Annotated in this window: 8 protein-coding genes; 2 read left to right on the plus strand and 6 right to left on the minus strand. The window is 57.5% G+C overall.

The annotated features are described in order from the left end of the window. Nucleotides 1-30: 30 nt before the first annotated feature. Entirely contained in the window at nucleotides 31-951 is a 921-nt protein-coding gene (locus GXY47_00450; GenBank protein NLV29595.1) for a hypothetical protein, read from the plus strand. Nucleotides 952-1,433: 482 nt separating this feature from the next. Here GXY47_00450 and GXY47_00455 read toward each other — a convergent pair whose 3' ends face one another. After that, nucleotides 1,434-2,606 carry a hypothetical protein gene (locus GXY47_00455; protein NLV29596.1) on the minus strand — a complete coding sequence of 391 codons (1,173 nt, stop codon included), beginning with the start codon at nucleotides 2,604-2,606 and terminating at the stop codon, nucleotides 1,434-1,436. A 141-nt stretch (nucleotides 2,607-2,747) separates the two neighbouring features. Further along, nucleotides 2,748-3,155 (minus strand): hypothetical protein, encoded by a 408-nt coding sequence (locus GXY47_00460; GenBank protein ID NLV29597.1) that lies wholly within the window; start codon nucleotides 3,153-3,155, stop codon nucleotides 2,748-2,750. 404 nt (nucleotides 3,156-3,559) lie between these two features. On the opposite strand from GXY47_00460, the gene GXY47_00465 reads away from it, so the two are divergent. Further along, a complete protein-coding gene (locus tag GXY47_00465) occupies nucleotides 3,560-5,245 on the plus strand; it encodes a sulfatase-like hydrolase/transferase (GenBank protein NLV29598.1) in 1,686 nt (561 codons plus the stop codon). A 138-nt stretch (nucleotides 5,246-5,383) separates the two neighbouring features. Here the strand turns inward: GXY47_00465 and GXY47_00470 are convergent, their stop codons facing one another. The 4 genes from GXY47_00470 to GXY47_00485 form a co-directional block, all read right to left on the minus strand. Continuing rightward, nucleotides 5,384-7,423, minus strand: a complete 2,040-nt coding sequence (locus GXY47_00470; protein ID NLV29599.1) for a hypothetical protein — start codon at nucleotides 7,421-7,423, stop codon at nucleotides 5,384-5,386. A 15-nt stretch (nucleotides 7,424-7,438) separates the two neighbouring features. Further along, nucleotides 7,439-8,182: a 4Fe-4S dicluster domain-containing protein gene (locus GXY47_00475; GenBank protein ID NLV29600.1), complete on the minus strand. Its 744-nt coding sequence runs from the start codon at nucleotides 8,180-8,182 to the stop codon at nucleotides 7,439-7,441. Nucleotides 8,183-8,652: 470 nt separating this feature from the next. Then, entirely contained in the window at nucleotides 8,653-9,453 is an 801-nt protein-coding gene (locus GXY47_00480; GenBank protein NLV29601.1) for a hypothetical protein, read from the minus strand. A gap of 446 nt (nucleotides 9,454-9,899) precedes the next feature. Beyond that, nucleotides 9,900-11,924, minus strand: coding sequence for a hypothetical protein (locus GXY47_00485; GenBank protein NLV29602.1), 2,025 nt, complete (start codon nucleotides 11,922-11,924; stop codon nucleotides 9,900-9,902). Nucleotides 11,925-12,122 lie beyond the last annotated feature (198 nt).

Here is a 12,122-nt window from a genome sequence, read left to right on the forward strand (position 1 = left end):
GCCCGCCAGGACACTTGAGGAGACAATCACATGAACCCTTTCATCAAGATCATCGCTATCCTCTCTTTTCCATGGCTTTGCTGCTTTGCGGCCTGCGCTTCGGCTCCCGACAGCCAAAGGAGTTCGGCGGACCTCATTGCCGTGATGGACCGGTATCTCGGCCTGCTCGTAAAAAATGATCCGTCCGGGTTGCCGGTTGCGGATAATGCCAGGATCACCGAAAACGGTTATGCGATTCAGCTGGGCGACGGGCTTTTTCAAACGGCCGAAGAAATAACCTATAAACAGTACATGGCGGATCCCTCCGTCGGCCAGGTGATGGTTTTTGGTGTCGCAAAGGAATCGGTGCTCCTGGCCAATTTCATGGTCCGCTTAAAGGTCGTTGAAGATGAGATCACCGAAATTGAAACCATTGTGGCCAGAAAAGACGAGGCTTCATTCGCCAGCCCCGAAGACCTGAAAGAGCCCAGGCCCGTATATGCCCGAGTCCTGTCCGAGCCGGAGCGTTCCCCGCGCGATGTGTTGATAAAAATCGCGAACAGTTATTTTGAAGGCATCGAAAAGAACACCGGGGAAATAGTGCCGTTTCACAAAGACTGCAACCGCTTTGAAAACGGCACGCAGACCACCAACAATCCTTCCACGATCGCGACCGGATGCAGGGAACAGTTTGACAATAAGGTGTATTCCTACATCACAAGAATCAGGAACAGGCGCTTTTTGCTGGCTGACGAGGAAAGAGGGCTGGTATTTGGAATTGTTGTTTTTGATATGCCGGGAAAAAGAGAGAACTTTGAATACTTTCCAACGCCTTTTGATCAACTGCCAACCCGGTTCTATAAGCCCCGGTCCCTGTTGCTCGCCGAGCTGTTTAAAATCGTCGACGGGCAGATACTCTCTATTGAAGCCGTAATGGTCAATGCGCCATTCGGAGCCAATTCCGGCTGGTAAATGATGGACGGCGGAATTGACGGAATGGAGATCTAACGGGTTCAGACGCAGCCCCCCGCGTCTTGCCGGGGCCGGCTTCGAGCCGCTCGCCGTGCCCTTCGAGCACCGCCCGTGCGGCAACGCCGGGCATGAGGTGTTCCTTGGGATTCGACCTCTTTCTGAGGGCAGGAAGGATCGGCCACTCGCATGGCGCGCTGCGCCCAGGGTGGCTCCTATAAGGGTTGGATCACGCGCGCTCCGTTTGCAGGTCGCCCTGCTTGCCTCGGAGGAGCCGTTTTCTCTACCGGTTCATCGCTGAAAATCGTCAGGAATTTCCGGGAGGGTTACACCCAACAGATACAGAGAACGCAAGCGAGTGCCGATCGCCTGCCAAAAAAAATCGGGTACGTCCCACCCGTTTCCCCATCTTCAGACGGCCGCAGTTCTGGCAGCAGTCCGGAAAACGGGGAAACGGGCGAAACGCCCCCGATCGTATCGTTTGCCTAGTACCTCTCGTAATTGGGTTTGAGAATCTTGTATTTTGCCACCAGCTTGTCCCAGTTCTTCGGCAATTCGATCTTCCTGGTCACGAGCTCGTTTTCGAAAAAGCCGGGTCCGGCACTCCGCAGCAGGCCTATAAACGAGCCCGGCCCGCCGGCAACCAGGATCATCAGGCTTTTGTCGAGGTCGACTTTTGCGGGCCCGGAATCGCCCGGAAGACCCGTTGGAGCTGCAGCGCCTGGAGCGATCCGGGAAGCCAGGTAGTCTTTGACTTTCTGCCTCGTGTAGCCTTCGCTTGCCAACACCTTCGCCCAGGAAGGGATGAGAATGACACTGGACATGGTGGTGCTCACCATTCCGGAAAGCGTGTTCAGAATCCCTTGTGCGTCCGTCCCGCCCGGGACGGTCTGAATGAACGTGTTGGGGAAGAACACGGTGACGGTGTTGTCTTCCCTGGCAAAACCCCTTTCGACGCTGAGAGGTTCCCACGGGCTCGCCTCTTCGTCCTCACCAATAACGAGGCTGTACTTGCCAGGATTGCCGATGACGCCCATGTCCTCGATGGCCTTCCTGGCTCCACCGATATTCCGGACGATCAGTCCGACGGCCCGGCCGATGGCGGCGTTGGCGATATCTCCGGGACTCAGCGCACCCGAACTGCAGTTGACGTTGATGTCTCTTCGTATCGGGCCGTTGATGGCAAGGAAAGGGGCCCACGATCCGGTACTGACCTCAAACGTGTCAAACCTCGATTTCGGATCGGCGAAGGCCTCAACCGTCGCGATCAGAACCGGCATGTGGATTGGAAGCGCGCCGGCCATCACCGCGTTAATCGCGATTTTTTCTATCGTGGCTTTTCCTTTTCTCGGAATGATCTTCGATACAACATGGCCGGGCGGCAGGTCCGTTCCCATCAACATTTCCGCTACCGCTTCCTCTGTCGGTGGGATTATGGGCAGCCCGTCGGTCCATCCCTTTCTATAGTAGAACTGGTTCACATCTTGAAGGCTCCCCTTGAAGGCGACTCTGGGAGTTTTGCCCGTCGACTGCCTGGGGGATTTTTCCTCGGCGCTCAGCGGACGGACCAGGGCATCCACCACATCCTTCATCGCCGCCGCAATGCCTTCTTCTATTTCGGCCTTAACCGTTGATTCACACGCCACGGATTCGCCCACGATTCGGATTCCGGGCACTCCCTTGCTCGACGCGGCGGACTGAGCATCCGCGACAAAACCATGATTAGCCAGTAACACGACTGGCTTGCCAAAGTCCTCGATCGCAATCCCATTGTAAACGAGGTACTTTGTGCAGGACCCTCAATCACCGACGACGGCTATGGCCGCGTCAAGGCTTTTGGCCCAAGCCGTGAATTTGTCTTTGTTACTTGTCTCGATCTCATTCACATTCGCACCGACGGAATGGTATATGAGGGTCTGGGCGTCGGGATACATGGCGCCCAATCGCGCTATGATGGACTCCGCAATCGGCATGGCCGCCCGCTTGGGATTGACAAATATTCCGATTTTCTTTCCCGCAAGGCTCGAGAGCCTAGGGGAAATGCCCCGCAGCGGGATCGGATCGACGTCCGCCCAGGGACTGAGAACTTCAAATTGAGTGTCTGGCGCCTTGGGTTTGGAAGCTGCAGCCGGCTGAGCCCAGGACGAACCCTGGACGGACAGGACCGCGAGAACTCCAATGGAAAGCGCCGCTAAAAATTTGCGCATAGCAGGCTCCTTCTCCTTTCAGAACTTCCGAGTACAGGGCCGATTATATCCGCGAAAGGCGATAAAGCCAGATAACAATAATTACAGCGCGGTCCGTAATCGACTACGTGGGTTCAAGCTCGCGCCGGACAAAATCAAAGGGAAACCAACGCAGGGCGTATCGAAGATCGACCGGCGCTGATCCGCCGATCTCCAGGGTTGTGGAAATCTGCAGATGGGCAGACAATAGCAAAATGCCATTTAAAAGGCCGCTTTTCAGCGGCCTTCTTTGTTATCCGGTTCCTGTTGAGATCTTCGATCCCATGGATATTTCAGGCCTGGTGTCGGACCGGCAGTCGATTCCCCTCGAAATGCAAAAGTGTTTTGGTTTATAACAACAACGCAGGGGTAAGGAGAGTGAATCCATGGGAAATGGAACCATCTTGAAAGCATTGAGTGGACTTGCCTTGCTGTCTTCGATTCTGTTTGTATCCGCATCCGGATGCACAAAAAAGGGAGCGGACAGGCCGAAACACCCGAACATCCTGCTGATCATCGGCGATGACATCGGCATAGACGTGACAACCGACATGTATCCCGGCATGATAGACGACCTCGTAAAGCAATACGGCCCTTCGGGGCACAATCATCCCAGGTACCAAGAGATTGACGGTCGCCCCGCGTCCACCCCTTCGCTCAACGCACTTGCCGGGGCGGGCATGCGGTTTACACACGCCTGGGCGCAGCCCTTTTGCTCTCCCACGCGGACATCGCTCATCACCGGACTTTATTCGGCCAAGACAGGCATAATCGATCCCCTGGGCTGGCTCTCCCGGAATCATCATTCCTTTGTTAAGGATTTAAAGGAAAAGGGCGGTTACAGCACCGCCGTGTTCGGCAAATGGCACATAGCGGGCCTGTTTGAATACCCGGGAATGAAACCGAAAGAAGCGGGCTTCGACCTGTTCCAGGGCAATCTCCACGGGGGTGTCGCAACCTATTATGAATGGGACTACCATGTCCAGGACGCATCCACGCCTCCCGACCAGTGGCGGACGGAAAAGCCGCCCGCAAGATCGCTGCCGGGCATTGAACCCACCACCTTCGCGCCGGTAGTCAAAACGGCGGATGCCATCAACTGGATCACCGAACAGGAAACGAAGAATCCCGACAAGCCCTGGTTCGCCTGGTTCGCGTTCAACCTGTCCCATATCACGGGCCGGCAGGAACCCAATCCCATGGTCATTCCGAACGCCGACACCATGGACGAAACATCGCGAAAGGAGATGGAAGAATGCATGGGGCCGGACGGACAATTCGGCTCGGCGAACACAGGCTCGTGCTCCTCGGAGGCCCTGATGCGCGCCATGACCAACTCCATGGATACGATGATAGGCAGGCTGATAGAAACGGTCGACGAGCTTGATTCCGATACCTACATTATCTATCTCGGCGACAACGGCACATGGATGTTCGGCCCCAAAAGGGAATTCATCGACAACATGTACCTCACCAAGCAGGGCCGCAGCAAGGGCACGGCCTATGAAAGCGGGGTCCGGGTCTCCATGGCAATACGCGGGCCCGGCATAAAAGCCGGTTCCCAGAGCGATGACTGGGTCCACAACGTGGACCTGTTTTCCACCATCCTGGAACTGGCCGGCCTGGATGTACCCGAAACGGTTCCCAACAGGGAAGGCAACGGCATGGTCGAAGTCGACGGAGTATCGCTGACTCCGATCCTTTTCGAAGGCGCCAGGAGCCTGCGCGATCCCCATAAAGGCTACCTGCTTGCGGCCACGGTAAATTCCTATAAAGAAGGATACCCCGTAGAGGTGGGAGCGCGGAACGCAACATACAAGGTTATATGCGATGATTCCGCCGAAACGGAAAGCTGTGTGTTCTACAACATCGTCGAAGATCCGATCGAAGAATATCCTCTCGAAAAGCCCGACAGCTGCGACGGCTATGAGAATGGAACCTGGGCGCCGTCCGATCCGGAGTGGAACTACTGCAGGCTGCAGGAGGTCATAGCGACGAAATCGATCCTGGCCCATCCCCCTGAAAGAAAAACAAATAACCTCCAGGGGGCGCCTCCGAAAGCGAAGATTTAGCCGTTTCGGCTTTTGCCCGCCCGCGGAAACGATTGATTCCCGGCACGGCAGAGGCCGGTCGGCTGGAAACCCGGCAAAAACAACAACGCCACGAATCCCGCTGGTGCGCGGAATTCGTGGCGTTGTGCGTTTACGGATTTAGCCCAGTTTGCTCTTGGACTGAAGCACGTCGGCAACATGCTTCATCCCCAGATCTTCGAGCGTCTTGCGAGTGGGATAGCCGGAATCGGGATTCCAGCCTTCAACATTATAGAAATGGGTCTTGAACTGATCGACTCCTTCCTTGCTGAAATAGAGTTCTCTGCAGTTCTGGATTTCCCATTTGCCGTCTTTGAGTATGGGCAGATTATTGTAAAAACCGCAATAGGAGGCGCCGGGCCGGTAATGATAGCCCGTAAAATTCTCCATTTTCTTATGTCTGCCCTGCATCACGAAAATTGCCCGTTTCAGAGTCCAGGCACGCCGGCCGATTTCCAGCCCGTCGTCGAAAGAATGGTTTCTTCCGGTGATGGCATTGAGGAATGTGGGTTCGGCGGTGGGAGTGCGCCCGTTGGCGCCAAGGTTGCAGTAACCCCAATCGCAGAAGCCGACCGATTCCTTGTAATAGTTCCAGTAGTGCATATGCCAGGCAACCCATTCGGCTTTGTATCTGGAATAAATTCCAGTTTTAAAAGCCTGGTCCCCCTGCCAGGTATAATCGAACCATAGCGGTTCGTTCCTGAGAGTCCCGGCTGCATAATTTTTCACCTGCTGTTCAGCATCACCTCGCCCCCAGGAAATATCGTGGCTGTTGATATCCCTGGAATCGAGCAGATTGCCGTAGGCCCATTCGACATTGGGCATGGACCAGTGATCCATGAATCCCCACATCGTCTGCCGGGCGAAGGTATTGAAGTCGTCGGTTCGTCCCAGCGCTTCGACAAAGCGGGCGGTTCCTTCCCCGAGGAGCCGGCCAATGCCCTCGCGGTTGGCGATCGCTCGTCCGTACATTTCCATGAATTGCGGGCTGGGGAATTTATCCATCGGAAGGGGCGCCATGTCGAACTTGGTGCCGGGACCGATGACCTTCATTTCATACATCTTCATCATGTACCAGCCCAGCGCGGAGTAGGCGGGTATATTCGGCTGGATGGGGAAGTCCGGATTATGGGAAGTCGGGAAGGACATGGGGCCCTGGAAACAGGTTTCCATGCCATTGATCCCGAACTGCTGAATGATATCGGTCGCTTTCCGATTGATATCCGCCGGGAGCGTTACGCCATTGGACTGTTCCTTGGTGATGGAGAACCAGGTGGATTCCGCGCAATCATCGGAATCCGCGCTGAAAGCCCGGTTCCGGTTGTGACACATTCTGCTGCCCATGCCGCAACCCGCGCAGCAGGAAGAAATATCATTTCCACCGCCGCCGAATCCGCCTCCACCGCGGGCGCCCTTGAAATATTTCTCCTTGGCGTCCACCAGCGTCTTGGGATCGGCGATTTTGAGACTGCCGGATCCCACGACCGCGACCGCTTTCAGGTTTTTGGACCCGAAAACACCGCCGAATCCACCCTGTCCCGCGCCGCTGCCGCCGCCATGCACCAGGGAAGCAACTCGGGTCATATTCTCACCGGCAGCCCCGATCGTGACGATTGCGGGTCTTTGCAGCGTATAGCCGCCATCCAACAGCTGCCAGTCCATTCCGTAGCGGACGCCGGTCCTTTTCCAGATTTCTTCCTGGCACTTCCATGTCGTCATGCCCCATAAATCTTTGGCGTCTTCCAGGGTGACTTTGTCATCGACGATATTGATATATACCGGAGATTCCGCCTTGCCGATAACCGCCACGCCATCCCAGCCGGCCAGCTTGAGCATCGCGGCAAATGTGCCGCCGAAATTGCTGTGACTCCACCACTGAATCGGATAGCACTGCGGAGACATGCCCGAAACGCTTGTCCTGGCGGCAAAAGGGATTCCCGTTCCCGAGACGGCGCCGGTCATCAAAAAGACCATATTCTGGGGATGGAATGCGTCATCGAGGTTCCATTTCCCCGGAGCTACGCTGTATTCCCAGAATATGGCTGTGGAGGTGCCGTGCCCTCCGCCGTACATTGCATACTGGTCCGTGTCCAGTGCTTTGATTTCCCTGGTTGTCAGATCGACCAATAAGATTTTCCCACCGAATCCTGGTGTTGCCATAATAGCCTCCTCTCTCTAGTGACCTGCCTCTGTTTTGGGTTTGGGTTTAGCTCCAAGGCCGCCGAATGGCATTTTGCCTTTCGGGGGAGGAGGCGCCAGGTCCACTTCGTAGCCACCAGTTTCCAATGGAAGTCTATCTACGACTTTTAGAACTTGTTTGGGACAAGCCTCGACACAAGCCTGGGTCCCGTCTACCCCACCCTTCTTGTTGAAAAAAGGTGTGTCGGTACACAAATCGCACTTCGTCGATTTTTTTGTTTTGGGGTTCCAGATGGTGCGATGAGGAGTCTGCGGACACATTCTGATACAGGTCTGGCAGCCAATGCATTTTTCGGCATTGATCATTCTGATGTTGCCGTTCTCGGCGCTGATATGACAGGCGCCCGTAGGGCAGTACTTCACGCAGAGGGGTTCCGGGCATTGCTTGCATACATGCTGGATAATATCCTCAGGATATTCATTGAGGACTGCCCGGTGCATTTGAATCCGGGACAGCGAAAAACTGACCTCCCCGTCATGGGCCATGGAACAGGCTATCATGCAGCCGTAACACCCGGCGCAGTGCTTGCTGTCATAGACCAGGTATTTGGTTGAAAGCGGGTAGGTTATCTTATCCTGAGCAACGGCAACCGGAGCCGCTGTTCCCAGAACGGTAAGAGCGCCGCCAGCGATGGCGGTCCCGCTCCCTACTACAAAATCTCGACGTGAAAACTTCTTTTCTTCGGCCTTCTCAGGCGCGGGTTTACTATCTCTAGCCATGAATGACTCCTCCATTGGGATCCATGAGTAATTTACACTATTCGGCGGATCCTCCGAACTCTTCTTGATACTACGGCACTGACAGGCTCTTTATTTCCCGATTCTCCGGCGGCGCCCAGCGTCCGGGGCGTTGCCGAAAAAGTCGAAAACCCATTGGTTGCGTGTTCCACCAGGTGAAACTGACACAATCCCCTGTATGCAGGAGGGATAGGAAGGATCGGCTGCCGTTTTCGTCAGGGCGCCGGCATTCCCTTCCCCCTCCCCTCCTCTGATCAGCCCCATCATGGCGGTTGTGAAAGCACCATCCTGACTATGGGGGGCATTTTACCCCAAGATCGGGGCAATCAACATGGATTTTGGCCGCGACCCGCCATATTGCAGACCCACCGGCATTCATTGCCGGGGTGGAAGCCAGAACCAACCGGCAAACGGGGGCCCGGGCCGATTCGAAGCCGCACGGGAAGCCGCATCTACCAGGGGATGCCGATTCCGGGGGAGATTCCAATGGTCCTCCGGTTCGAGGCGGGCGGCTGCGGTTGCCTGACCTGGGGGCGCCGCTCGGCGTTGCGGCCGGCTTCGCGGATTTCATCGGCGCTGAATTCCATTTCGAGGTAGGAAAACCGCAACGGTTTGAGCAATTCGAGATCGAAGCGGGTGCCCGGCGCGATTACGAGGTCCCGCCCCCGGGAGAAGAGGACCGAGGCGACGCCGGCGGCGGCCCCGGCCCCGGCGCCGACGGCGGCTCCCGATCCGCGGCCGATGACGGCCCCGATGATGGCTCCCTGCGCGGTGGTGCCCACGATCGTCCCGGCGTCCTCCCCCTCGGAGCCCGCGGCCGTAACCGTTTCGGAGCCGCGCTCCATGCTCTCGTCCCCCGGTCCGTGCAGGCCGCGGAAGGAGGCCGACAGGTCGCGGCGGATCCCGTTGGGAAGCAGGATGTCGTCGAAGCGCACCGCCATCCTCCCCTTGCCCCGGATCCGCCCCGGGCGCTCGACCATCGTCACCGTTCCCCTGAGGATGGATCCCCGGGGGATGACGAGGCGCTGATCGATCCAGACGGGGTAGGTGGTGTCGGCGTAGAAGACGTCGCCTTCCTTGCTGCTCTTCGTGTTCAGGTAGTCGGAAAGGGCGATGGGCACAACCGTTCCGGCGGGAACGACTATTTCCTCCGGGGCGCGGTTTGCGGCCTCATCCCCCGGCGCCGCCTCCCCGGCCGTCAGCCCGGACAGGAGCAGCAGTGAAACCAGAGCGCGCCAACCCGATATGGGCATGATTTGCCTCCCCCGGGCGCCCCTTCCGCCGGGGTACGCCGGTCAGATACCATTATTATAGACGGGATCCGCGGGGCGCGGGGTTCACTTTTTTTCTCCCGGTCCGCCGCCGGCGCACCCTCGCGCTCCCCGGCGCCACGGAAAGCGCCGACAGCGTCGGCAGGGCGGTGTTGCGGAACGCGGAGGACAACCCTTTTTCGTCAGGGCGCCGGCATACCCTTCCCCCTCACCTCTTCCGTCAGGCCTCACCATGTCGACGGCGAAAGCACCATCTTGACAATGAGGGGCGTTGTGCTCGAGGATCGGGGCGATCGGCATCGATTTTTACCGCACCCGTTTTTATCGCAGGCACAGCGGTATTTGTTGCAGCGGCCTCGCAACTATCGCGAGGCGGTTACCGCCCGTTGCTCCACTCACTCCAGGAATCCCCGCCTCGCATTGTTGAGTCAGACGCCCAGCCTCCCCCTGGCAGCCATGGTATCTGCCATCCTCTTCATGCCCAAATCTTCCAAAGTCTTTCTGGTCGGCCAGCCGTGGTCGGTATCCCAGCCCTCCAGTTTGTAGAAGTGGGTTTTAAATTCCTCCACGCCACCCTTGTCCAGGTACATATCCGGGAGGTTGTCCCAACGCCATTTGCCGTCTTCGTATACCGGGACCCCACCAAAGGCGGCCATCCCGCCGGCCCCGGGCCTGTACATGTACGGGAAGAACAATTCCTGCTCCCGGCTGAGCCCGGCCACGGTTCGAATGGACCGCTCCAGGGTCCAGATCTTCCTGCCGGTTTCCATGGTATCGGCAAAGGAACACTTGCTGCCGGTGACCGCCCGGTAATAATTCATTTCCATTTCGGGAGTGACCGTGTTCAGCCGCGGCAGGATAAATTCGCAGAAGGCCATGGATTCGTTCCAGAAACTTGCATAATGCCGGGTCCAGGCCACTTCCTTGGCCTTATGCTCGGAATAGATGCCGGTTTTTCTGGCTTCCTTTCCTTTCCAGGCATAGTTGAACATGAAGATATCGTCATTGTATGGAATGACCCTGGCGGAAAGCCGTTCCAATACCTTCTCAATGGGAGTGCCATCCCGGGAAGTCCCGACGGCCGAGCTGAACCCATGCCAACTGGGATCGCCTGCTCCGAGCAGGTAGCTGTAGGCCCATTCCACGTACGGCATGGTCCAATGCCCGGTGGCCCCCCAGGCCGGGAACCGCAAGGCGCCATTCTCCATGTCCTGTTCCAGCCGCCCCCATCTCTTGGCCGCCTCGCAGACGCCTTCGGCGATGGCGTCGCCGATTCCTTCGCGCCGGGCTATCGCATCGAGGAACGCTTCGCGGAAGACCAGCTCTCCCCATTGGTCCATGGGCAGGGGAGCCGATTCGATCTGCTTTCCCGGACCCAGCACGCCCTGCTCATAGAGGTACCGCAGATACCAGCCGATCCCCGTTTCCATCGGCACTTTACCGTGGAAGAACTCCGGCGCATCGGGAACGTCCGACACGAACGCTCCTGTGAAATGCGCCGCCCAGGAACTGGCCCCGTATTTCATCAAGGCCCCGGCGGCGCGGTCCGCAGCCTCCGTTCCACGATCGCCCAGCCACAACTGACTGGTGCACATGGTTTCGCCGCCATACAGGGTGTTGCGTCGACGGTCGGCGCGGATGCAGGGATTACAGGAACCGTCCCCGGCCACCGCGGGACCGAATTGTCCTGTCATGATCGGCGTCTGCATATCGGCCAATCTGGCATCCAGGACGCCCTTGGGATCGGCCATCGTTACATTGCCGGTCCCTGTCACGCTGATGGCCTTTAAATTCTTCGCCCCGAAAACCGAGCCGTAGCCGCTGACGAGGCTGCTGCAGCCGCTGCCGTGAATCAAAGACGCCAGACTGGACCTGGCTTCTCCGATCGGGCCGATACATACGATCTGAGGCCTGGCCGTTGTATAGGTATTCCCGATCTGTTGCCATTCATCGCCGAATCGGGTCCTGCCGGCAACCATGGATTCAATCCGGGTCTGAGTCGTCCAGGTATCCAGGCCCCAGAGCTCCTTCGCTTCCTCGATTTTGACCTGGTCGTTGATGATATTGATCCATACCGGCCTTTCCGCCCGGCCTTCCACTATCACGCCATCCCACCCCGCCAACTTCAACATGGTGGCAAAACGGCCGCCAAAATTGCCGCGGTGGAATTCCCGCGTGGGAAAGGTTTCCGGGCAGATGCCGCAGACACTGGTTCTGCCGGCTCCGGGAACGCCCGTAGCCGCCAATCGACCCGCCATGATGGGAAGGACATGACGCGGATCGTGGGGATCCTTCAAATCCCATTCGCCCGGAGCGACCGCGAGATCCCAGAAGATGGCCGCGCCCATACCATAGCCGCCGCCGTATTCCTCGTATTTTGCGGTGTCGATCGTGCTGATTTCTCTCGTTGTCAGGTTGACCCGAGCAATTTTACCCGTGAATCCGTAGGCCATATCTGTTCTCCCTCCTTAGGATTTCGATGCCGGTGGTTCTTTGGCGGTTGCGGTTCCCGGCTTGCGAGACGGCGTCTTCGGCGTCGGAGAAGCCAGATTGACGTCGTACCCGGATACATCCTCCTGCGGAGGAGTTTCATGGACAATCCTGAGCGCCTTGGCCGGGCAGCTCGTAACACAGGCGGGTTCTCCATCGGG

It is taken from the genome of Acidobacteriota bacterium (genome assembly GCA_012729555.1).
Classification (GTDB): domain Bacteria; phylum Acidobacteriota; class UBA6911; order UBA6911; family UBA6911; genus UBA6911.